This is a genomic window from Vibrio methylphosphonaticus (genome assembly GCF_023634655.1).
GTDB lineage: Bacteria > Pseudomonadota > Gammaproteobacteria > Enterobacterales > Vibrionaceae > Vibrio > Vibrio methylphosphonaticus.
Genome location: NZ_JAMKMS010000001.1, coordinates 346,475 through 371,935 on the forward strand (window position 1 = coordinate 346,475; position 25,461 = coordinate 371,935).

A 25,461-nucleotide genomic window follows, 5' to 3' on the forward strand; every position below is an offset into this window, starting at 1 on the left:
TTAAGTTCTCTCCGTCTTGCTCAACCACATTTTATCCATGCCTTCACCTTTAATTTGCATTGGGTAGACATGCTCTGTTTCATCGACATTGATATCAACAAAAACCAGACGATCTTTCATCGACAGAGCCTTTTTCAGCCCTTCTTCAAGCTCATTTGGGTGAGAAATACGAATACCAACATGACCGTACGCCTCAGCAATAGCCGCAAAATCGGGAACCGAACTCATGTATGAATTAGAATGGCGACCTTGATAAATAATATCTTGCCATTGCTTTACCATGCCCAAGAAGCGGTTATTCAAGTTAATAATTTTAACCGGAATGTCGTATTGCATGGCCGTCGACAACTCTTGAATATTCATCTGAATACTGCCATCTCCCGTCACACAAACCACTTCTTCCTCTGGGTAAGCAAACTTCACGCCCATTGCAGCAGGGAAACCAAAGCCCATCGTGCCAAGACCACCAGAGTTGATCCACCTTCTTGGCTTATTGAATGGGTAGTAAAGCGCGGCAAACATTTGATGTTGCCCGACATCCGATGCTACATAGGCGTCGCCACCCGTTAACTTATGCAGCACCTCAATGACTTGTTGCGGTTTGATTTTTTCTTCTGACGTTTCATAGCTCAAGCATTGACGATCTCGCCAACTTTCAATGTCTGTCCACCAAGCATCAAGAGCTTGCGTGTCATTGCTGCCACCTTGATCGATCAGCAATTTCAACATGCCATCGAGTACCACATCCGCCGAGCCAACAATAGGCAGATCCGCTGGCACATTTTTCGATATAGAAGATGGGTCAATATCAATATGTACCACTTTAGCGTTCGGACAATACTTCTCTAAATTGTTGGTAGTACGATCATCGAAACGAACGCCAACGCCAAAAATAAGGTCTGCATCGTGCATCGCCATGTTGGCTTCATACGTGCCGTGCATGCCAAGCATGCCAAGCGCGTTTTTATGGGTACCAGGAAATGCCCCTAGTCCCATTAAGGTGCTCACTACCGGCAGATTTAAGGTCTCAGCAAACTTAGCAATCTGTTGATCAGCTTCGGCCATCACCGCGCCACCACCAATATAAAGCACCGGTTTTTTCGCTTCTAAAATCGCTTTGAGCGCTTTCTTGATTTGCCCTTTATGACCCGATGTTGTTGGGTTATATGAACGCAATGCAACCGTCTCTGGGTATTCATAAGGGAATTTAATTTGAGGATTCATTACGTCTTTAGGGATATCAACTACCACAGGGCCGGGACGTCCTGTTGACGCAATGTAAAAAGCTTTCTTTATCGTATCGGCAATGTCTTCTGCGCGTTTAAGCAAAAAGCTGTGTTTAACAACAGGGCGAGAAACACCCACCATGTCACACTCTTGGAATGCGTCATTACCAATAAGATTATTAGGTACGTTACCAGACAACACGACCATTGGAATCGAGTCCATATAAGCAGTCGCAATACCGGTAATGGTATTCGTCGCACCTGGACCTGAACAGACCAGTACGACACCTGGCTTGCCAGTGGCTCGCGCATAGCCATCAGCCATATGCGTCGCCGCTTGTTCATGTCGAACTAATACGTGTTGAATATCTTCTTGTTTTTGATGAAGGGCATCATAGATATCAAGTACAGAGCCACCAGGGTAGCCAAAGATTTGCTGTACGCCTTCATCGATCAAAGACTGAACGATCATTTCAGCGCCAGATAACATGTCTGGGGTTGGATTTTGCATATTTTCTCCTTACCAGTTATCTCAACAAACAAATAGTTTGTGGAGCTGGTCTTACATAGTTAGGGCTTATTCGTAGCCTAATCGAAATCACTCACTTTTCGGCTATGTCGCTGTACCAGTCATAACAAGCACACCGTTTACGCAACAACTGTAACGCTTTATTATCACAAGGTCTAACCTTGTTTTGATCGCAAAAAAGACACTCTTCTCTATTCCCTACCATTTGCAATAAATTGTGACGAATTAAACGCCCAAACCGGCAGATAATCTCAACTAGTTTTAAAGTTCAGAATAAAAAACTTACAGCCACCTGCTTGAGGTAGAAAAATCTATTAGCACTAACGATGAAAGCCAACTTATTCATCTTTTCATGGCATTAAAAAAGGCCCCTTTCGGGGCCTTAATTATAATGTTGAGAAAAAATGGTTATTTATGTACTTTTTTGCCAAAAGCGCCAGCGACGCTTTCTCTTCACTTTCGTCTCGTGGGGGCTTCTCCCTAACATTAGCAAACAAGGGGTAAGCACCAGGGTTAAGACTGTCGCGAAGGCCAGACCACCAGCAATCGCAGTCGCTAACTGTGACCACCATTGAGTACTTGGCGCCCCAAACTCAATTTTTTGGTTGATAAGGTCGATATTCATTTCCAAAACCATTGGCATCAACCCCAATATCGTCGTGACCGTTGTCAACATCACAGGCCTTAAACGCTGAACACCAGTCCTTAGTATCGCATCTCGTTTATCTAGCCCACGTTTTAACAACTGATTGTATGTATCTATCAAAACGATATTGTTGTTCACCACAATACCAGCCAAGGCGATCACGCCAATGCCGGACATAATAATGCCAAAAGGACGCTGGAAAATCAGCAGCCCCGCAAACACGCCTACCGTAGAAAATATCACCGCACTCAGAATCAAAAACGCCTGATAGAAACTGTTAAATTGCGTAATTAGAATCAACGCCATCACCGCCAATGCCACTAAAAATGCAGTTTGTAAAAACTCTGACGAGTTCTTTTGCTCTTCATTTTGTCCTCGTATTCGTACATCAATTCCAGGCGGAAGTTCGAGTGCATCAAGCGATTGCTGAAAGTCCGGAAGTTCGATTGCAAGGTTGTAACCTTCAGCCATGTCTGCTTTGACGTTTATGATGCGAATGCCATCTAAACGCTCAATGGTATCTTGCTTATGCTGAGGAGTGATTTCAGCAAAATTGGTAATCGGTATCAAGCCAGCAGGTGTCTTGACTCGTAATTCATCAAACCGACCAATATCGCGCTTGTCACTGGGGAACCGAACCAAAATATCGACTTCTTCTGACGAGTCATCCGGGAGGTAGCCACCAATTTTCAGCCCATTCGTCACAAACTGAACTGTGTTACCGACTAAACTCGCATCAGCACCAAATCGCGCAGCATCATCTCGACGGATATCTATCTGCCAATCAATGCCAGGTTTACTGGATGAATCACTAATGTTGGTGAGCTTGGCGTTGCTGTCAGCCCAACGTCGAATCACCTTCGCTGCCTCATCAAGACGCTCAGGGAAACGGGCAGACAGTTCAATGACTAAATCATGTTCTACGGGAGGTCCAGCATCCGGGAATTTGTACTCGATCTCGACTCCAGCAAACTGGTTTGTCGTTTGTTTTAACTCTTCAATAATGACATTAACTCGGCGACGGTCCTGCCAATCAACCGGCGTAATTTGGATATTACCAATCTCACTTTTCCCTCCGGTTTTCGTGTAAACACTTTCGAACTCATCATGATTGAGCATCACCTTCTCAACCACTCTCATGACCTCATCTTTTTCATTAATCGATAAGTCACCATGAGAGCGAACTTTGACGTTAAAGTATGGCGGATCCACCTCTGGGAAAAATTCAGCGCCTAAACCCGCTTTGTTGTAAGCCGCGCCAACACCAATCGCAATTAAGATCGCCAATAGTAAGATTTTCAGTGGATGCACAATCGCTATCGCTAGCGTGTGGTAATAAAGCTTGGTGATACCCGTTGCCTTGTCAAAATCGCCGTCATGCAGAGCCACCATTTTAGCTTGTTGTGCACTAGACACATATTGTGGCTTTCCAAACAGCCCGCCAAGGACAGGTACAAATAGCAACGCCATGACCAATGAAGCCGTTAAGGTCGCAATTAAAGTCAGTGGCAAAAACTTCATAAACTCGCCAGTCGTGTCTGGCCAAAACAATAATGGTGCGAAAGCGGCGAGCGTGGTCGCGGTTGAGGCGGTGATCGGCCATGCCATGCGCTTAGCGGCATCGGCGTAAGCTTGCTTTCTTGGCGTACCTTCTTGCATTCGCCTATCCGCAAACTCGGTGACCACTATCGCGCCGTCAACCAACATGCCAACCGCCATAATTAGCGAGAACAACACGATAATATTGACGGTCAAGCCAAATACTGACAGCACCAATAAACCCGTCAAAAACGAACCGGGAATCGACACCCCAACCAGCATTGCAGTTCGAACACCGAGAATGGCAATAATCACAATCACCACGAGAATAATCGCCGATAGCACATTGTTTTGTAGATCATTAAGCATGATCTTAACGTCTTTCGATTCGTCTTTAGTGTATTTAACCTGAAGGTTATTAGGCCACTCTGGAAGCAGCGACGCTTGATGCATCACCTCTTTTACCAAAGCAACTGTCTCGATAATATTTTCACCGGCTCGTTTTTTCACATCAAGTACGACGGCAGATTGCCCATCGAGACGTGCAAAACTATCAGGGTCACGAAATGCACGACGAACGGTCGCCACATCCCCGAAGGTGATCACCTGCTTGCCATCCACTTTAACGGGTAGCTCTAGGACATCTTTGAGGGTTTCGAACACCGATGGGACTTTTACCGAAAAACGTCCATAGCCCGTATCAACAAATCCAGCGGCAACCACTCGGTTATTCAGTGCAATCAGGTTATAAATATCACCTTGATCTAAGCCATAGCTTTCCATTAGTAATGGATCAACGACGATTTCGACAATATCATCGCGATCACCGGCAATATCGACTTCCAATACTTGTCGATAGCTTTCTAGTTTGTCACGCAGTTGACGGGCTATTTGAACAATCGTGCGTTCCGGCACAGTTCCATATAAAACCACCGACAAAACCGGCTGCTGAGAAGCAAAGGTTACTTCATTAACAGTTGGCTCATCACTATCATCAGGCAACTTTGGTTTCGCCAAATCGACAGCATCACGCACATCCGCCATAGCTTGAGTTAAATCAACGCCAACATTAAATTCCAGCGTTACTGACGCATGCCCCTCAGACGCCGTTGCCGTCATTTCTTTCACGCCTTCAATTGAACGTAGTTCTTTTTCCAACGGGCGGACTAACAAACGCTCACTATCATCCGGGGAGATCCCTTGGTGCCCTACCGATACATAAATGATAGGAATAGTGATATCTGGGCTCGACTCTTTAGGAATGGTGTTATATGTCACCACCCCTGCAATTAAAATTAAAACCAGCAAACTGATCATCGTTCGAGAGCGAGACAATGCCGCATCAATTAAAGCATTCATGCGTCTTCTCCTACTGCTTAGCTTGATCAGCTATTTTATTTGCCTGCTCTACACTGATCGCGTCTACTGCGTCACCATCACGAACAAAACCTTGCCCTAAAACGATGATATCCACTCGATCGCCAAGCCCGGTAAGCCAGACACCATCTTGTTCTGCTTTGACGAGTTGGATAGGTACAAACACCACTTTTTTACTCTGAAGCGTTTTAACACCGAGGTTGCCACGCTCATCTAAAGCCAACATTGTCGGGGTTATTTTTATTGCAACATTCTTCTCAAGCGCCAGCTCAACTTCTGCACTGACCCCTGCAGAGATTCGTTCTTCTGGATTCGGCACTTCTATTTCAATGGGAAAAGTATTCGTTGTTGCAGAAGAGACACGAGAGATATAACGAAGCTTGCCGGTTACTGGTGTACCATCAATAAAACGCACCGTTGCAGGTTGGTTCACTGATAGGTTTTGGATGTGACGCTCACTTACGTCCGCTTCTATCACCAGAACATTCAAATCAATCATCATGGCAACCGGATCACCAATGGAGACAAAATCGCCTAATTCAATATCAATTTGGTCAACAATACCGGTAAAAGGTGCTTTAACTATGGTATTACGCAGGGCTAATTTTGCCGCGCTGACCATCGCTTTTGCTTCAGTATAATTGGCCGCGGCGGTCGAATAAGCAACTTCACCTTGCAGTCCACGACTCTTTAAAGATTTAGATGCATTGAACTCTTGTTGACGAACATTCAGCATGGCTTGAGCTCGTTCCAGTTGAATAGCAAGATCACCTTTATCGATTTGCGCTATGGCTTGACCGGCCTTAACACGGTCGCCCTTTTTAACGCTTAGTCCAATGATTTTCCCAGCGATTTCAGCCCCAAGCTTAGCGGTTCTATCCGGCGCCGTTCGACCGTATAATTCGATTTTCTTATCAATACTTTCAGCGACGAATGATTGAAACACGACCCTTGCAAGTGGTGCAGCTTCTGGTGCCGTAGACTGAGAGCTCTCTTCCGCTCGTAACGCACCGAGGCCAAGCCAAACGGCGAGCCCAATGATAAATAATAGAGAAATAAGCCAGGGACGTTTTGAGAAAAAGCTGCCAGGCTGCATGGTTGGCATAGTGATATCCTTATAATGCTCGTGCGGTTGTGGCTCACTGAGCGCTTCCGATAGGAGAACAGCTCATAAAAGTACTGAAACTTGAATAACATCCTTCGATTCAATGTTTCAGCACGCCCTGTACCTAGAGAGGGGATGAGTAGAGCAGTAACACTACCTTGTTTTATTCATTTTTGTTATCTGCGCAGTAAAAAAAAGAGGCGAACTTCTCATTCGCCTCTTTCTTACGGGTTAACTTAAACGCTAAACGAAGCGCCACAACCACATGTCGTCGTAGCATTGGGGTTATCAATAAAGAACCTTGCTCCTTCTAGCCCTTCGGTATAATCAACCGTGCCACCAATTAAATATTGTAGGCTCATTGGATCTACCACCAGGGTCACGCCACACTTTTCAATCGTGGTGTCACCATCATTAACAGCTTCGTCAAAGGTAAAACCATATTGAAAGCCACTGCAACCGCCACCCGTAATGTAGACGCGTAGTTTCAGCTCAGGATTTTCTTCTTCTGAAATTAATGTGTTCACTCGCGTTGCCGCGGCATCGGAAAAATTTAAAGGAATAGCTGCATCACTCATGGGAACCTCTCTTGCTACTCATTCGCAATTCAAGCGCACCACTGATAACCAGTGACTCGCATCCCCTACGAAGATAAAAACGACTCACCGAAATGATGAGTAAACAAATAGTATTAATTGTATTACGGGGGATTATCTAATACCTGACTGCTTCGTTCAAGTATTAGGCAGACGCAATTTAACATTACTGTTATATCAGGGTGCAATTTCCGAAAATGTGCTCAAAACACTACTAGATTTTGTGAGGGTATGTACAATGCTGCTCACTTGGTCCGAATAAGCAAAGAGGAATTCTCCATGACCAAATCAGCAGAGCTGTATCAGAAAGCGCAAGAGACTATCCCTGGCGGTGTAAACTCGCCCGTTCGTGCCTTCAACGGTGTAGGTGGTTCACCTATTTTTGTTGAGCGTGCCGATGGCCCTTTGATTTTTGATGCTGATGGTAAAGCGTACATTGACTACGTAGGTTCTTGGGGACCGATGATCTTAGGTCACAACCATGCCGTAATCCGTGAAGCCGTTATTGATGCCGCACAACGAGGCCTTAGTTTTGGTGCGCCTACCGAAATGGAAATCAACATGGCTGAACTTGTGCGCAAGCTGGTTCCTTCTATGGAACAACTGCGTATGGTGAGCTCCGGAACCGAAGCAACCATGAGCGCGATTCGTCTTGCTCGTGGCTACACTGGCCGCGACAAAATCATGAAATTTGAAGGTTGTTACCACGGCCATGCCGACAGCTTGCTTGTTAAAGCGGGTTCTGGCGCGCTAACACTTGGCCAACCAAGCTCTCCTGGCGTACCCGCTGACTTTGCAAAATACACTCTGACGGCTCGTTTTAACGATCTTGAATCTGTTAAAGCGCTTTTTGCTGCGAACAAAGGTGAAATTTCCTGCATTATTGTTGAGCCAGTTGCTGGCAACATGAACTGCATCCCACCGGTGGAAGGTTTCCACGAAGGACTTCGTCAAATTTGTGATGAAGAAGGCGCATTGCTTATCTTCGACGAAGTTATGACGGGTTTCCGCGTCGCGCAAGGTGGTGCTCAAGCGTATTACAACATCAAGCCAGATTTAACGACACTAGGTAAAATCATTGGTGGCGGCATGCCTGTTGGTGCGTTTGGTGGCCGTAAAGAAGTCATGCAATACGTTGCTCCTACTGGTCCAGTTTATCAAGCAGGAACACTCTCAGGTAACCCTATCGCAATGGCAGCAGGTTATGCCTGCCTTACGCTATTGTCTGAAGAGGGCAACGAAAAACGCCTAGCTTATAAGACTAAGCAGCTTGCTGATGGCTTTAAAAACCTTGCTGATGAACATGGTATTCCAATGGTTGTAAACCAAGTCGGCGGTATGTTTGGCTTCTTCTTTACTGACCAAGAACGTATTACTTGTTACGAAGACGTCGCTAAGTGTGATGTTGAGCGCTTTAAGCGTTTCTTCCATCTAATGCTCGATCACGGTGTATACCTTGCACCATCAGCATTTGAAGCTAGCTTCCTATCTCTTGCTCACGGCTCGAAAGAGATCGACGCGACATTAGAAGCCGCTGATCGCTGTTTTGCGATGCTGGCTAAAGAAGCGTAATTTTCAGTATTACTGAGTACAGTAGAAAATTATGAGTCATGACATTAAGGGCTGAAATATCAGCCCTTTTTTTACGCCTGCCAGTGAAAGGCCGCCAATAACACGATGGCTGATATCATGAGCCAGAACCAAGGAATTTTTCGCTTAACCCTAACCTCTGACTGACACGTTTTTTTTCCGTTGCAGCACCCCATAAATCTCCCTCTAATCACAGTATTAAATACCAATTAAAATTGATCACTCCATATTTTACGTCCATTATATGCTCAATTGGTCACCGTATTTGATTACTTAGTTTACTAGTAGCCGTTAACCAGCAATACATTGACAAGAACCCCGTTGCGATGGCGCTTCGTCGCGTAAATAAAAAAAAGCAACGACGTAGAAAAATAACCACTATCGCTCATCATCTTATCGCATGCAGATTTCGCAGCCGATATAGTCAAAAAGGATCACTCGTGAAAACGAAAATGAACGTTACAGCAAGTCATTGGGTGCTCATCATTGCCCTGCTTTTAACTGGCTTTGCCTGTTACTTGCTCGTCGAGCCTTATATTAATTCAATCGTCATGGCGTTTATTTTGTCACTGTTGATGTTCCCTATCCATGAGTGGCTAGAGAACAAGCTGCCAAAACATAAAAACATTGTTGCCTTGTTATCATGCGTCATTCTGACCTTTATTATTGTCATGCCATTGCTGCTGGTGTTTAGCGCCATCGTGCAACAAGGGTCGGTGTTTTCACAAAATATGTATCACTGGGTAACTGGCGGTGGTATTCAAGAAGTGTTTGCTCACCCTTGGGTCGTTAAAGGGCTTTCTTTCATTAATGACTATCTGCCCTTTGATAAGATCGATCCACAAGATATTGCCAAAAAGGCCGCTGAATTTGCGACCTCACTTGGTTCAAACCTGGTGGCGATCAGTGCAAAAATACTAGGCGACGCCACCAGCTTCCTAATGAATTTTTTCTTAATGCTGTTTGTGCTGTTCTTCCTACTGCGTGATCACGATAAGATCATCGCTGCCATTCGCCATATTTTGCCCTTTTCCCGCAGTCAAGAAGATCGCTTATTGAACGAGATTGAAAAAGTATCGAAATCGGCTGTCATGGGCTCTTTTTTAACCGCAATCGCACAAGGTGCTGCGGGTGGGTTTGGTATGTGGGTTGCCGGGTTCCCTGGTCTATTTTGGGGAACAATGATGGGCTTTGCGTCATTTATCCCGATCGTCGGAACCGCATTAATTTGGATTCCAGCCACGGCGTATTTATTAATAACTGGCGAAACTCAATGGGCCCTATTTCTAGCGATTTGGAGCATTGCGGTTGTGGGCTCTATCGATAACGTATTAAGACCTCTACTCATGCAAGGCAGTGCCGGTATGAATACATTGATGATTTTCTTCTCTCTGCTTGGCGGTATTCACTTATTTGGTCTGATTGGCCTGATTTATGGCCCGATCATTTTTGCTATCACTATCGTACTTTTCAATATGTATGAAGAAGAGTTTAAGGACTTTTTAGATAGCCAAGATAACAGCTAGAATACTTTTTAAGTCCGGGGGTTTGTGAGAGAATCCCCTCCCTTTTTTCCGTTTCCAAGAGATGACGTTCATGTCGCATTACATCGCTCCTAGCCAGATTGCCGAAAGACAGATTGAGTACTTCGCAGGAAAACGTGTGCTGGTCATCGGTGAAATTGAAGACCAGTTCCCTATTGATTTGAGCAAAAATTGCGACAAAGTCACCGTATTTACCAGCAATTACTGCACCTATCGACAGTTACATAGTTCCGAGCGAATTAGCTGTCACTTTGGTGCAGATTTACCTGAAACTATCGACGCGGATATGATCTTAATGTATTGGCCAAAGGCCAAAGCAGAAGCTCAGATGCTATTAGAAATGTCGTTAGCCAAGCTCGGTCAGAATACCGAAATCGTCGTGGTCGGTGAAAATCGCTCGGGAGTAAAAAGCGTCGAGAAAATGTTTGCGCCTTACGGCCTGATAAAAAAATACGACTCAGCACGTCGTTGCTCATTTTATTGGGGGCAATGCCAAACGCCACTAGCATCGTTTGATTTACAATCGTGGTTTAAATCCTACCCTGTCGAGCTGGACGGCCAACAATTGGTAGTGAAAAGTCTGCCTGGCGTCTTTAGTCATGGGGAGTTTGATTTAGGCAGCCAGTTGCTACTTAATAATTTGCCACCACTGCATGGTAAGGTCTTAGACTTTGGCTGTGGTGCGGGCGTACTGGGCGCTTTCATGGCACTGCGCTACCCAGACATTTCCCTGCAAATGTGTGACATCAATGCGTTTGCGATTGAGTCAAGTAAACAGACCTTACTGGCGAATGGCTTAAAGGGTGATGTTTTGGCGTCTGATGTCTATTCGGATCTGCCATCAGATTTTCAGTTCATCGTTAGCAATCCACCATTCCATGCAGGTCTAGACACCAGCTATTCTGCAACGGAAGCACTGCTAAACGATGCGCCCACGCACCTTAAATCCGCAGGCAACATCGTCATTGTTGCGAATAGCTTCCTTAAGTACGCGCCTATCATTGAACGTCAATTTGGTCACTGTCAGACGCTCGACAAAAACAGTAAGTTCATCATTTATCGCGCAGAAAAATAACTTTATTCTCTAAATAACTATAGCGGCAGCATGTGTGATACCAACCCATGTTGCCGCTACGTTCTCTTAATTCCCCTTACAAACCCATACCTGATCGCTATTTTACCCATTAACAACATCAGTGAAATAAATCACACGTTGCGACATCACCAATTGTGAGTGACCAAACACGCTTTGCATTCAACTTACTTGCCAAAGTAAAAAAAGTATTTAGATTAATAAGGTCAGATGTTTTATAACAAGACGCTGATTTAATTTACTTTCTAGACACACTCTCAACGGCCTAAGACTTACGTATGTTCAAGCTGCATAGAAAACAGAAATTCAAGCGACTACAAAATACACTCATGTTGGCATTTTTGGCGCTTAGTATTACACCACTTACTGTCATTTCGCTGTTTTTTCTTAATGCACACAGCCAAGATCTTCGCGATCAAAGTACTACACATTTGGTATCGGTCCGAGACACTAAAAAACAACAAGTCCTGGATTACTTTGATGCACAGAAATCTGAAGTGATGGGCTTTGTTCGCTCTGAACTTGCGTATGCGAGTGGCGGACGATTTTATGGCATCGTTAACGCATTCCAACGTTTGGGCGATGATATTGAACAAGCTCAGCAACATGCTCAAGAGCGCTATATCCGTGGATCTGGCGACCAGGTAAAAACATCTATTATGCCGGACTCTAGCAGCTATGTTGGCAGTGAACGTTACCGGCTGCTTCACAAGCGCTACCATCGCGCGTTTGTAGAACATCTTAAACGTTCTGACTTTGACGATATTGTTTTGGTCGACTTAACCGGTAACGTTACCTACTCGGTGTTTAAGCACGATTACTATGGCACTAACCTCAATACGGGCCGTTTTTCTTCGACCATATTGGGCTCTACGTTTGCCGCCTTAGATCAAGAAGTGACAAGAAAGCATAAAGATAACGAAGAATACACGCCTGTTATCATTTCAGATTTTTCCTCTCAAGGAGAGCAACAATATGCTTGGTTAGGCGCACCTATCATTCAGCAAGGTTACTTGCACAGTTACGCACTATTTCGTTTACCAATTAAAGGCATCACCAAACTCCTCAATAGCGGCAGCGCTGCGGACATCAGCCTTCTGTTAGTCGGAAATGATGGTAAAGCCAAAATGATGGGGCTATCTGAAGAGAGCATTACCCAAAGCAAACAAGTCATTCAGAAAGCACTATCAGGGGAAACTCAAGTCGGAAGCTATAGTAATACTCTCAATAATCAATACCTCGCAGCCTTTGCGCCCGTTCAATTCTCGGGCACCACATGGGCTCTTGTTGCAGAAACGCCCGAATCCGTGGCATTTGCCAGTATTCGTCAACTTGAAAAGCTGTTTGTCATCGCCATGTTGAGTGCGATCATTCTCGTTGTGATTGCTTCTCACTATCTATCCAATTTCATTACCTCACCTCTACTTAAGCTAACATGGGCGGCCGAGCGAGCTTCAGGAGGCGATCTTGAGCCTTCGATAATAAGCGCGAACCGTAAAGATGAAATTGGGCGATTGGCACTAAGCTTTGAACGTATGCGTCGCTCTATCAAAGATAAAATCGAGTTAATTAAAAACCAAAACCAAGAGCTAGAGCAAAACCTCATTGTGATCAAAAAACAGAATGAAGAGCTGCAACTTGCCAACAAGCTAAAAGATGAATTTCTTGCGACTACCTCCCATGAACTCAGAACCCCCCTTCATGGCATGATTGGCATTGCTGAAGCCATGATATCTGGTGCCAACGGGCCAATTGGTGCCAATCATCGCTATCAATTAGATATTATTGTTAATAGTGGTCAAAGGCTCGCAAGCCTTGTGGATGATCTTCTCGATTATCACAAAATGCGCTATGGCAGCTTAGCGATAGAGCGCTCTGCAGTAAGCCTAACCAGTGCAACGCAACTTGTTCTCGACTTATCTCAACACCTCTTGGGCAATAAAAAGATCCGAATTATTAACCAAGTTTTAGAGCCTATTCCTTATGTATCGGCCGATCCTCAACGGTTGGAACAAGTGCTGTATAACTTAGTCGGCAACGCCATAAAATACACCAATGAAGGTAAAATCGTATTATCAGCAACCGCGATGGATGACCATATCCGCGTTCAAGTTGTCGATACAGGTCATGGCATCCCTGCACAACAACTCGAGCATATTTTCGAACCACTCGTGCAAGCAGGGCACGATTCAGGCCACTATCGTCAAGGAGCAGGCCTAGGGCTTTCGATCAGCCGACAGCTCATTGAATTAATGGGCGGTTCACTCTACGTCAGCAGCCAGCCGCATGTAGGTACGACATTCAGCTTCACGCTTCCATTGGCTAGCCAAAAAGAAGTCGAAGCCATGTCTTACGTGCCGCAATCTAATCATTATCAAGTGACCGAGCAAAACGAATTAGCCATCGATGATGAAGAAACCCTTCCTGACAACCCTGATGGTCCAAGAATCCTTATTGCAGATGATGAGCCCGTTAACCTGCGTATTTTAGAAAGCTTTTTACGACTTGAAGGCTATCAAGTCACTCTCGCCAAGGATGGATTAGAAGCGATGGCGACGATTGAAAAAGACAAACCCGACTTATTACTGCTTGATATCATGATGCCCGGTATGAGTGGATTTGAAGTCTGTGAAACGCTGCGTGAACAATACGATCACGCTGCCCTACCCATCATTATGCTGACGGCGCTAAATCAATCAGAAGACCGCGTGCGTGGCTTTGAAGTTGGTGCTAATGACTACTTATCCAAGCCATTTAACAAACAAGAACTAGCGGCGAGAATTGCCGCCCACCTGCAAGCGAGCAAAGCAGAGGTGAGACGAACTGAAAACCAAAGCCTTAAATATGAACTCAAGCAACGCGCGCTCGTCGAAGCCAGCTTACTAGAAACACAAGGGCGACTCATTGAGCAGCTCGACACCGCACCTGAAGCGATTTTGTGCGTGCGCAATGACCTGAAAATCCAATTTGCCAATCAAGCGGCAGCGGCGTTATTTAAACGTAATGTTGAGCAGCTGAAACGTTCGAGTTTGGACGATATCATTGCGCCCAAATTCATTAATCTATCTCAAGAGCATTATTGTGGTGATATTGATATCTTCATAGACGATGTCAGACAACGCATCAACGCGGACATTTTAACGCTTCCAGAGGGCTCTGGGCTGCGCAGTGTTTACATCTTTGAACAGGGCAAAAACACTAATGTATCACGCGTTAAAAACCTAGAAACCGCCATTGATGCACTTTCTAGCTACGCCATTGAAGGCGATAAAGCCAAGCTGCAAGAATTAAAAGAGCTGGGAGGTGAGTTTACTCGATTGGCCGATAAAGCCAGCGATGAGCAAAAATCTCGCCCAGAACTAATGCGAGAAATATTGGTAGAAGCGATGACTAATTCCCTGACCTACTGGGAAGACGTCACCGGACAATCTAAATTTGTTTTTGCCGAGCAAAGTGGTCTTTGGCGAGTTTATCTTGATCGCAGCACGCTACAAACACGAACGCTAGATAAATACTTGCGAGTAGAAACCCTTCCCAAGACACCTCGCTGGCGAACGGTATTGAGTTCAATGGAGTACATTTTGGAGCACTGCCACAAACAAGGCCCTGAACGTGACCACATCATTGCTTGTAGAGACAGACTGCAAAAGTTGTTAACCAGTTAGTTCTCGCGTCGCTATTTTAGCTAAGCACTTTGCTTGATCAACAAAAAAAGCCAGTCTTCGATTTCACATTGAAGACTGGCTTTATAGTAGTATCGTTCTATTCCAAAGCGGCTAGCGCCACTAGATAGGGAAAGCAAGCTCTCCCGATTCATAGCGGCTTAGTTCATAGCCGATTAGTTCATAGCCGCTTATGCTGGCTCTTGGAAAATAACCGTATCCGCTTTTTCTGTATACTGACCCATTAGATGGAAATTCAAATAACGGTAAGTATCCGCTGCTGTCGCATCAATCTGCTGCATGTACTCTAAGTACTCTTCCTTGTTTGGAATACGACCGAGAATAGCACCAACCGATGAAAGCTCAGCAGACGCTAAGTAAACATTCGCACCCGTACCTAAACGGTTAGGGAAGTTACGCGTCGATGTCGACATCACTGTTGAAGCGTCAGCCACTCGTGCTTGGTTACCCATACACAGAGAACACCCTGGTGTTTCAATACGTACGCCCGCACGGCCAAAGATACCGTAGTAACCTTCTTCTGTTAGCTGGTCTTTATCCATTTTCGTTGGTGGTGCAATCCACAGACGAGTATCTAGCTGACCAGTAAACTTATCTAGAAGCTTACCTGCCGCACGGAAGTGACCAATATTCGTCATACATGAACCAATAAAGACCTCATTGATTTCTGTACCTTGAACATCTGCTAGCAAGCGCGCGTCATCTGGGTCATTTGGCGCACAAAGAATTGGCTGGTCGATATCCGCCAAATCGATTTCGATAACGTGAGCATATTGTGCGTCACTATCCGCCTGCATAAGATCAGGGTTTGCTAGCCACTCTTCCATTGCCACAATTCGACGTTCAATAGTACGACGATCACCGTAGCCTTCAGAAATCATCCATTTAAGCATGGTGATGTTTGAATTAAGGTACTCTTCAATCGACTCTTTAGAGAGCTTGACCGTACAACCCGCAGCGCTTCGCTCTGCTGACGCATCTGACAATTCAAAAGCTTGCTCTACTGATAGATGCTCAACACCTTCAATTTCTAGAATACGACCTGAGAACTCATTGATTTTGCCTGCTTTCTCAACAGTCAGTAGACCTTGCTGAATACCGTAGTATGGAATCGCATGCACCAGATCACGCAATGTAATACCAGGCTGCATATCCCCTTTGAAACGAACCAAGATAGATTCAGGCATATCCAGCGGCATCACACCCGTTGCAGCGGCAAACGCCACCAAACCAGAACCAGCAGGGAAAGAAATACCAAGTGGGAAACGCGTATGAGAGTCACCACCCGTACCGACGGTATCTGGCAACAGCATACGGTTCAACCAAGAGTGGATAACACCATCACCTGGACGTAGTGATACACCTGCGCGGTTCATAATGAAATCTGGCAGTGTATGGTGCGTATTCACATCAACCGGTTTTGGATAAGCTGAGGTGTGACAGAAAGACTGCATCACTAAGTCTGCAGAAAAACCAAGACATGCTAGATCTTTGAGCTCATCACGCGTCATTGGTCCCGTCGTATCTTGTGATCCAACCGTTGTCATCTTAGGCTCACAATACGTACCTGGACGAATACCTTCTACGCCACAAGCTTTACCCACCATTTTTTGCGCGAGTGTAAAGCCAGTACCGGTATCTTCCACTTCAACAGGGCGACGGAATACTTCAGAGGGCGCCATGCCAAGTGCTTCACGAGCACGGTCCGTTAAGCCACGACCAATAATGAGAGGAATACGGCCACCAGCTTGTACTTCATCAATCAGCACATCTGTCTTCAACGAAAACTCGGCCAGTGTCTCACCACTTTCGTGATCGCAAACTTTCCCCTCAAACGGGTAAATATCAATCACATCACCCATGTTCAGCTTCGTCACGTCCACTTCAATTGGCAGTGCACCAGCATCTTCCATAGTATTAAAGAAGATAGGCGCAATCTTACCACCTAGGACATAACCACCCGCACGTTTATTCGGAACATTAGGGATATCATCACCCATGAACCAAAGTACTGAGTTGGTAGCTGATTTACGAGAAGAACCCGTACCAACCACATCGCCAACGTAAACCAATTGATGGCCTTTTTGTTGTAGCGCTTCAATTTGTTTAATTGGACCGATAGAACCTTGTTGATCTGGTTCAATGCCCTCACGCGCATTTTTTAGCATCGCGAGCGCGTGAACCGGGATATCCGGACGAGACCACGCGTCTGGCGCTGGTGATAAGTCATCGGTATTCGTTTCACCGGTCACTTTAAAAACGGTAAGTGTAATTTTTTCTTGTAACTTTGGCTTAGACTGGAACCATTCGGCTTCTGCCCACGACGTCATGACTTGCTTAGCATGATCGTTGCCTGCTTTGGCTTTTTCTTCAACGTCGTAGAATGCATCAAACATCAAAAGCGTATGAGAAAGTGCTTTAACCGCGATAGGGGCAAGCGCCTCATCATCGAGCAAAGAGACAAGCGACTCAATGTTATATCCGCCTTGCATGGTGCCAAGCAGTTGAGCAGCTTTTTCACGACTGACGAGTGGTGATTCCACTTCACCTTTTGTAATAGCAGTAAGGAAACCCGCTTTAACGTAAGCAGCCTCATCTACGCCCGGTGGAATACGGTTCTCAAGAAGATCAAGGATGATTTCTTCTTCACCTTGAGGGGGATTCTTTAATAACTCAACAAGTCCGGCAACTTGTTCAGCGTCTAGGGGTCTAGGAACGACTCCTTCGGCAGCACGCTCTGCGACGTGTTTACGGTAGGCTTCAAGCACGACTTTTTCCTCTCATTGCGGTCCCTCCTTAGTAATTAGAATTAGGAGTGGACATCCTTGGAAACTTGGCTCTCCCTCGCCATTTTTCGTCATCAAATCCTTTAATGATCAGCATTAGAGAGGCCAAACTGTGGGGCGAAGAATAGCAAATTTAACGATAAATTAAAATCTTATCATTTTGACCAACATAGCAACTTCGAGCAAAATTCATGATTTTTACTCGCATCTATGTAAGAAATTTCATTTGCTTCACTCGCGAATTTTGCTCATAGGCTCTCGCCAAGAACCTATAATAAGCTGAATTAATATGCAGCACCAATGATTAAATAGACCGAATTCAACCCTGTTTCGACTCGGCCATAAGAGAGCATAATGGGTCCAACTGGCGAGTCTATCCCAGCAAAAATAGACCCTGCCATAAACAATGGAGCCCCAGAAATACCTTGGTCACCATCCCAAACACCACCGTACTCGGCAGATGCGCCGAGATACACAGGGGATTTAAACATTCCGAAATCATTGTCAAACCATCGATAGCGATAGACCAGGCTACCATACAGTTTGTTTTCTCCTATCAAGCTGTTTCTTGGGATACCCGATAGGTTCAAGAAACCACCCAATTCTCTTGGGTTGACAGGTAAAGTCGCATTCTCAGTTTCAATCACCGCATAATCGAACGAGCCAACAAAAGTATTACGCCCAAAGGTATGCGCGTATTTGGTCTCAGCCGTTATCTCATAAGCAGTATCAGAAAAATCAGACGGCGTTTGATTAATATTCTGCTCACCGCTGTCTTTAGAAAGCAAGTACTCTAAGTTGATATACCAACCTTTTGTCGGCAAGCTAAAATCATCCAAAGTGTCTAATTTATAGTTAACAAACACGCCTTGACGGTCAAAATCAAACGCTCCTGAAGATGGCAGAGGAGAAACATAAGACTCCCCTCTCACAAATCGACCACCCACTTTAAATTCTTGCCATAAGGTGGGGGCATAACCTACCGACAGCTCACCTAACCATTTACGATAAGTGACCGGTACAAAATCGGCATTACCCTCTAACGCAGGATCAACACAACCCGTACCGGTTGCATTAGGCGTACAAAGCACATTTCGTCTTTCATTAGAGTACTTAACCCCTGCCAGCAAGAAGAAATCCTGATTGGTGAGAAACGGCGAATACAACTCGGCTTCTATCCGTTTATCCGTACCGAAGTCAGCATTGACTCGTAACTCCGCGCCGCGATCGTTTAGATCGGTAAAGTTGGTACTGATACCAATGGCATAAAAGCTATTAGCATTAAAATCTTCTTCCAAAAAGAAGCGGAAATCCATGTAATTCGGACCCCATGACTTCTCTTTAACATCGACCACCAGCGCGGTGTCTTCACCTTGCTCTTGGTACTCGTAAGTAATGAGTTCAAATCGGTCTAGGGCGTAAAGGTTTTCAATTTTTTCTTCGATGTCATCCGTCTCAAGGACCTGACCGGATTTTAATGACAAATTATTACTCAACAAACTGTCGCTGTAGTGCGTTTGATTGTTGATCACCACCTTATCGACCACCGTTTCATCGCCATAACGAAGGTGTCGGCGAGCATTCTGCTTGTGATCAATATATGTTTGAAAATCCGAGGATGACACCGATAGGTGCTGCAGTTGGTCAGCAATTTGATAAGCAGCTTCATAGCCAAGTTCATACGCTCTGGGCATACTCGAGAAATCTGTAGTGGCTATTTTTCCCACATCTGGGTGCAAGTAAACATCATTGTCACCAAGCGACTGCATTTGTTCTTCAGTACTGCGGCGAACCAAATAATTTGATAACTGCTCACCAACACTCAAGAAGCTACTAAAGTCATCGCGGGTTTTATAATCACTACTTATATCCACAGCAATAATGAGGTCTGCACCCATTTCTTTTGCCAGCTCAACCGGCATATTGTTGGTTACGCCACCATCAACCAACAAAAGATCCCCTAACTCATACGGAGGTAATGCCCCTGGTACCGACATACTCGCCATCATAGCATCGACCAAATAGCCTTGATCGATGACCACTGGCTCTAACTTGAGAATATCAGTGGCCACAGAACGATAGGGAATAGCAAGGTCATCAAAAGATTGGAATTTAGGAAGATTACCGGTTGTTTTGCGCAAAATACGTAGCATATTCTGCCCTTGAACCACGCCTTTCGGTGCCTCGATCGAGCCGAAATGCAAGCCGATATCGGTACGGATTTGGTAACGATCTTCCGCTTCCTTATCTCGAATTCGGCGCTGACTGCGATTAACGCGATCCACGTAGCCATTATTCCAATCGACCGTATGGATAAAACTCTCAATCTCATCAGCACTCATACCCGTAGCGTACAGACCACCGACATAAGCCCCCATACTGGTACCCGTGACGATATCAACTGGGATATTCATTTCTTCGAGCGCTTTCAGCACACCGATATGTGCCGCGCCTTTCGCGCCGCCACCGGCTAACACCAGACCAATTTTTGGCCTGGTATTATCACTTTTTAGTGTGTTTTCTTGAGTCGATTGTTTAGTCGGGAGTGCAGGCTCGCCTTCTTTCGCGCATAACGCTGCACTGCCCCATGTAAACACTGACGCTATCAACCATCCTGTTAGGCGTTTCACATTCATCCCTAAAAGCGCTCTCAATTTAATTACTCTAATATATCAGCATTTTGCATCATAGCTATAGCTAACCACTTATCGCAAGCATATCCATTGTTTCGATAAATCCTCCTTTGCCTTCGCTACTATCTACCGTCTACTTGCTATTTTATTTACCAATACCTTTTACTTTAGTAACAATTACCAATCAAACAGGTTCTTTATCCACTGTTTGGGTTGGTTATCACACGAAGCTTTCAATTTCCCTGATTCATCCCAGACGGGTAATTCGAATGCATTACCGCAATCGAGCTGCAGTGAACCATTGCTGGTTTTGTTAAAACCGATCATCGTGATGTTTTTAGGCCAGGGCAGAATAAGCGGCTCTGGCACTCGAGCGGCTAAGTAATCTGAATAAACGCGGAGTGCTCCGCCTGAGCCTGTCAGTTTGGTCGATTTGTTATCATCCCGACCAACCCATATCGTCGTTACCTCACGACCATCTACGCCCACAAACCAACTATCTCGAGTATCATTACTCGTGCCGGTTTTTCCCGCCAGAGCGGCATGAGGAAACAGGCCGTTTAAGTATCTCCCCGTCCCTTCAAGTACCCCTTTTTTCATCGCATATGTGGTCAGCCACGCCGCCTGTTGCGGCACTTTTTGTGTCGCTTTAGGCAAAGACTGGTACAGCACATCTCCATCGACACTGACCACGGAACGCAGCGCCGACAAATTAGCCTGTCGACCTGAGTTTGAGAGTGTTTGATACATTTGTGCCACTTGATATGGCGTCAATGATATTGCACCTAAAAACATCGATGGCACAGGTCTTATCTCGCTGGCATCTACCCCTAAGCGCACCAAGGTATCCGAGACATTTTTGATGCCTAGTGACATACCTAAACGAACAGTGGGAACGTTCAATGATTTAGCCAACGCTTCATACAGCGGCACATCACCGCGAAATTTTCGGTCATAGTTTCGAGGCTGCCACACATTGCCTTTACTGCCTTTCAAGGTCAGTGGTTCATCATCAAGTGTCGTCGCTAAGTCAAACTTATCTGGCTGCTCTAACGCCGTTAAATACACCGCAGGTTTGACAAGAGAGCCAATCGGCCGACTCGCGTTCAGCGCCCGGTTAAAACCACTGTAGCCCGTACGTTTTCCGCCGACCATAGCGCGAATTTCACCGCTATTACGATCCACGGCAATCGCAGCCGCTTCTAAGCCTTTGCCTGAGGTTTTCTCTAGCTGTGGTAAACGTTTCGCGATCGCCTTCTCAAGTTTGTCCTGAGATACTGGGTCAAGAGAGGTATAAATACGCACCCCACCCTGGGCATTAATTTTATTGCCAAGCTTTTGGTTTAGTTCCCTTTTAAGCTGTTGGAAGTATGCAGGTTGACGACTGGCAATCTGAGGATTTTTTTGTAAGTCGAGCTCGCGACTCGCCGCCATTTCAAACTCACGTCCAGTTAGCAGATTCTGATCCATCATCAAACGCAACACTAGATCCCGACGCTGTTTTGAGCGTTCAGGCTGACGAATAGGGTTGTAATAAGACGGGCCTTTCACCATACCTACGAGCAGAGCGAGTTGATCAATACGCAACTCTTGCAGCGGCTGACCAAAATACAAACGGGCAGCAAGGCCGAAACCATGGATCGCTTCACCTCGGCTTTGTCCAAGATACACTTCATTGAGGTAGGCTTCTAAGATCTGATCCTTGCTATAACGGTAATCCAGTATTAGCGCGATATACACCTCCCGTAGCTTACGCCATAAGGTACGCTCACTGGTCAGGAACAAATTCTTCGCCAACTGCTGTGTCAACGTACTGCCACCTTGCACCGTTCTTCCTGCACGTATATTGGCGAAAAATGCGCGGGCGATAGCCGTTGGTGACACGCCATCATGCTGATAGAAATCTCTATCTTCCGTCGCCAACAATGCATCGATCATGATTTCCGGAAATTGGTCACGACGTAAGAATAAACGCTGCTCATCGGCATTTTTCTCGAGCATCCCTAACATTTTCGGCTCAATCCGCAGAAACCCAAGATTGCCCTTTTTCTCTAATGACTGAATTCGAATCAGTTCATTACCTTCAAAGTACAACATAACGTGGCGATCAGGCTCAGGACCGTCAGCAAATTCGAATGGGCGACGAATCAGCTCAATTTTCGTTGATGATGAGGAGTACTCCCCAGGGTTACGAGGTTGGTTCACCTTACGGTAACCAAGCACATCCAATTCATTACGTAGCTGCTGGATCTCTATCGTATCCCCGGTCGATAAATTGAGTACACGTGCATAAACGACGGTAGGCAAATCAAACAACTGCCCTTCAAAACGCTCTTTCACCACCTGATCGAGGTAAAAACCGACCGCAGCAAGCGCTACCCCGCCAACCAATGCCAACTTCCAACCAATCGAGAACAGTCGTTTTCCAAGCGTTGATCGTCCTTTCTTTTTGGTAGGCCTCCGCTTCTTTGGCGCACTTTTCGCTCTAGGTTTTGCTGCGGCTTTGGTCGTTTTCTTGGTTGTAGGTTTTTTACCGGTCGCCGCCAACTTTTTCACTTCTATCATGAGTTCAACTGTCTTTTAGTTTTGTGCGTTGCCTGATGATTCATTGGATCATCCGGCCATGGGTGTTTGGGATAACGTCCTTTCATCTCTTTTTGAACGTCTTTGTATGCGCCTTGCCAAAATGCGGCGAGGTCTTGCGTAATTTGCAAAGGTCTTTGCGCAGGTGAAAGTAACTCCAATACTATCGCTTGGCGACCATTTGCTATCCGTGGTGAAGCTTTCTCACCAAACATTTCTTGAAGCTTGATGGACAACATTGGCGCGTGTCCTACTTGATAGCGAATTTTTTTCTTGGCACCTGTTGGCACCACTAAATGCGTCGGTAACGCATCATTCAACACATTTGAAGCTTCCCATCCTAAATACGCTTCTAGTGCTGGCATTATATTGAGCGCTTTTAGCCCCTTCATAGAGGAAATACCATGCATGAAAGGCAGCAACCACAATTCTAAATCGGCCAATAGCGCTTGCTGTGACATGTTCGGCCATTGCGCTACATCAAGCCAACCTCGTGCGCACTCCACACGAGTAACGTACTCGTTCGCAGAAGATGTCCAGTTCAGTACCGATAAGCCGTGACGACGAACGTTCGCCAAAAGTGCGCCACTAATATCGGCATCATCTGGGATGGGGATCATTTTTTGCTTCAAGACGATCGCGCCAAGCTGTGTCACCTCGCTGGCAACCAATCCCCCTCGCTTATCATCCCACTCTAGCCGCTGTTTGTTTTCAACTAACTGAGGTGCTAAGTGTTCAATGCTAGGAATATCTACGGCGAGGGCTTTAAAGATCTGACTGCTACCTCGCCCTGTATTCAGCACATCTAAAACAACAAGGTATTCCTCATCTGCAAGCTTGTCATGATCGGCAATTTGCACACCGTGACCGTTAGCTAATAAGAACTGACCAGAGTTTCCTGAACGTTTCGCCGCAATTCTATCTGGGTAGCCTAACGCTGCAAGCACCCCGAGCAACGACTCATCACTCTCATTCAAGATAAACCGATACTTCAGCTTCTGAGCTATCGACTTAGCTCGAAGCGATAGAGCAGCGCTGCGGGTATGCTGCCCTGTTTGCCAGCGGTGTAACGCGTACCTTAAATCGGTGCTTCCTCGCTCTGGCTCTTCAATTAGGCAACATAACGCAATCGCGGTGGTAAGCTCGACAGCACCTAATGGCTGAGCTTGCAGTAGCAAACTGGCGAGGCGAGGCTCAACGCCAAGTGTATGAGCTCGCTGCCCCAACAGCGTCAATTGCGATGACGCATCGAGCAATTGTAGTTGCCTTAATAACGCTTTCGCTTGCTCAACATTCGTCGCTTTCGGTATATCGAGCCACCTTAACGTCGCCACATCTTGGCATCCCCACTTAAGCAGCTCCAACATCAAAGGGGCTAAATCACTACGCAATATTTCCGGCGTACTTTGCTGAGGCTGCTGGTTAAACTGACTTTCACTGTATAGTCGAATGCAAACCCCAGGCTCAAGACGCCCCGCCCGTCCACTGCGTTGAATCGCCGAGGATTGCGCGATACGTCCCTGTGCTAGCTTAGTTACACCGTTTTTTAGATCAAACGTAGCCTGATTCTCTAGACCTGAATCTAATACAATCCGAATTCCCTCGATTGTTAATGACGTCTCAGCAATGTTGGTCGCAAGCACGATTTTTCTCTGACCTGAGGCTGCCGGTTGAATCGCCCTTTGCTGGGCTTTAAAGTCTAACTGGCCATAAAGCGGACAAATGTCATAGCCACTTTGTAATTGCGTCAAGCTTTGTAATTGCATCAAACTTTGTGATTCCGATACGCTTTGTGATTGCATTAACAACGCCTCAGTACGCTTAATCGCCCCCACGCCCGGTAAAAAAGCCAGTAGCGACCCTGAGTGATGAGACATCGCTGATAGTATTTGCTGACACATCGCTTGAGGTAAATTTTCATTTACCCCCATAGGACGATACATCACCTCGACGGGGAAAGAGCGCCCTTTGGATTCAATATAACGCGCTTGAGGCAGCACGCGTTTCAAATCATGACTCTCTAGTGTTGCCGACATTACAATAAGCTTAAGGTCATCTCTTAGCGCTTCTTGTACCTCTAGGGTAAAAGCCAGCGCTGTATCAGCATGCAAACTTCTTTCATGAAATTCATCAAATATGATCGCGCCAATCCCGTTGAGTTCAGGATCATCTTGTAACATCCGAGTCAGTACGCCTTCAGTGACGATTTCAAGCCGAGTATGTGAACTGACTTTAGTTTCACCACGCACCCGATAACCCACAGACTCCCCAACAGGCTCTGACAATTGTTGCGCTAAATACATAGCAATATTTCTGGCGGCGATACGACGCGGTTCTAGCATGATGATTTTACCATCGACCCGACGATGGCGAAGAAGTTGCAACGGAAAGTACGTTGATTTCCCCGCCCCGGTCGGCGCTTTTAAAATCACTTGGTTTGAGTTTTCAATTGCCTCAAATAACTCAGATAATACGTCTTTAATAGGGAGTTGTGACAACGGAAAAGCCTTGTGCTGTAATGTGAGCTCTCA

Annotated in this window: 12 protein-coding genes; 4 read left to right on the forward strand and 8 right to left on the reverse strand. The window is 45.7% G+C overall.

All coding sequences use genetic code 11. From position 1 onward, the window contains the following. The 4 genes from M9196_RS01505 to erpA form a co-directional block, all read right to left on the reverse strand. Complete coding sequence (locus tag M9196_RS01505; protein ID WP_250615763.1) at window positions 1-1,737, reverse strand: acetolactate synthase 3 large subunit; 1,737 nt, start codon at window positions 1,735-1,737, stop codon at window positions 1-3. A 430-nt stretch (window positions 1,738-2,167) separates the two neighbouring features. Next, window positions 2,168-5,299, reverse strand: a complete 3,132-nt coding sequence (locus M9196_RS01510; protein WP_250615764.1) for an efflux RND transporter permease subunit — start codon at window positions 5,297-5,299, stop codon at window positions 2,168-2,170. A 10-nt stretch (window positions 5,300-5,309) separates the two neighbouring features. After that, on the reverse strand, window positions 5,310-6,422 hold the full coding sequence (locus tag M9196_RS01515) for an efflux RND transporter periplasmic adaptor subunit (protein ID WP_250615765.1): 1,113 nt from the start codon (window positions 6,420-6,422) through the stop codon (window positions 5,310-5,312). Between the two features lie 236 nt (window positions 6,423-6,658). Continuing rightward, window positions 6,659-7,000, reverse strand: coding sequence for an iron-sulfur cluster insertion protein ErpA (gene erpA, locus M9196_RS01520; RefSeq protein ID WP_250615766.1), 342 nt, complete (start codon window positions 6,998-7,000; stop codon window positions 6,659-6,661). Between the two features lie 297 nt (window positions 7,001-7,297). Here erpA and hemL point away from each other — a divergent pair, with 297 nt between their 5' ends. The 4 genes from hemL to M9196_RS01540 all read left to right on the forward strand — a co-directional run bounded on the left by hemL (window position 7,298) and on the right by M9196_RS01540 (window position 14,910). Continuing rightward, window positions 7,298-8,590 carry a glutamate-1-semialdehyde 2,1-aminomutase gene (gene hemL, locus M9196_RS01525; RefSeq protein WP_250615767.1) on the forward strand — a complete coding sequence of 431 codons (1,293 nt, stop codon included), beginning with the start codon at window positions 7,298-7,300 and terminating at the stop codon, window positions 8,588-8,590. A 470-nt stretch (window positions 8,591-9,060) separates the two neighbouring features. Then, the gene (locus M9196_RS01530) at window positions 9,061-10,134 is read left to right on the forward strand and encodes an AI-2E family transporter (protein ID WP_284677061.1); all 1,074 of its coding nucleotides are present in this window, start codon (window positions 9,061-9,063) and stop codon (window positions 10,132-10,134) included. A gap of 70 nt (window positions 10,135-10,204) precedes the next feature. Further along, complete coding sequence (gene rsmC, locus M9196_RS01535; protein WP_250615769.1) at window positions 10,205-11,227, forward strand: 16S rRNA (guanine(1207)-N(2))-methyltransferase RsmC; 1,023 nt, start codon at window positions 10,205-10,207, stop codon at window positions 11,225-11,227. Window positions 11,228-11,523: 296 nt separating this feature from the next. Next, a complete protein-coding gene (locus M9196_RS01540; protein WP_250615770.1) occupies window positions 11,524-14,910 on the forward strand; it encodes a response regulator in 3,387 nt (1,128 codons plus the stop codon). Between the two features lie 188 nt (window positions 14,911-15,098). Here M9196_RS01540 and acnB read toward each other — a convergent pair whose 3' ends face one another. The 4 genes from acnB to hrpB all read right to left on the reverse strand — a co-directional run bounded on the left by acnB (window position 15,099) and on the right by hrpB (window position 25,428). Continuing rightward, a complete protein-coding gene (gene acnB / locus M9196_RS01545; RefSeq protein ID WP_250615771.1) occupies window positions 15,099-17,696 on the reverse strand; it encodes a bifunctional aconitate hydratase 2/2-methylisocitrate dehydratase in 2,598 nt (865 codons plus the stop codon). 302 nt (window positions 17,697-17,998) lie between these two features. Continuing rightward, window positions 17,999-20,350 (reverse strand): patatin-like phospholipase family protein, encoded by a 2,352-nt coding sequence (locus tag M9196_RS01550; protein WP_250615772.1) that lies wholly within the window; start codon window positions 20,348-20,350, stop codon window positions 17,999-18,001. 174 nt (window positions 20,351-20,524) lie between these two features. Further along, window positions 20,525-22,912: a penicillin-binding protein 1B gene (mrcB, locus tag M9196_RS01555; RefSeq protein WP_250615773.1), complete on the reverse strand. Its 2,388-nt coding sequence runs from the start codon at window positions 22,910-22,912 to the stop codon at window positions 20,525-20,527. Next, window positions 22,909-25,428, reverse strand: a complete 2,520-nt coding sequence (gene hrpB, locus M9196_RS01560; protein ID WP_250615774.1) for an ATP-dependent helicase HrpB — start codon at window positions 25,426-25,428, stop codon at window positions 22,909-22,911. Before hrpB ends, mrcB begins: the two co-directional genes overlap by 4 nt. Between the last annotated feature and the right edge of the window lie 33 nt (window positions 25,429-25,461).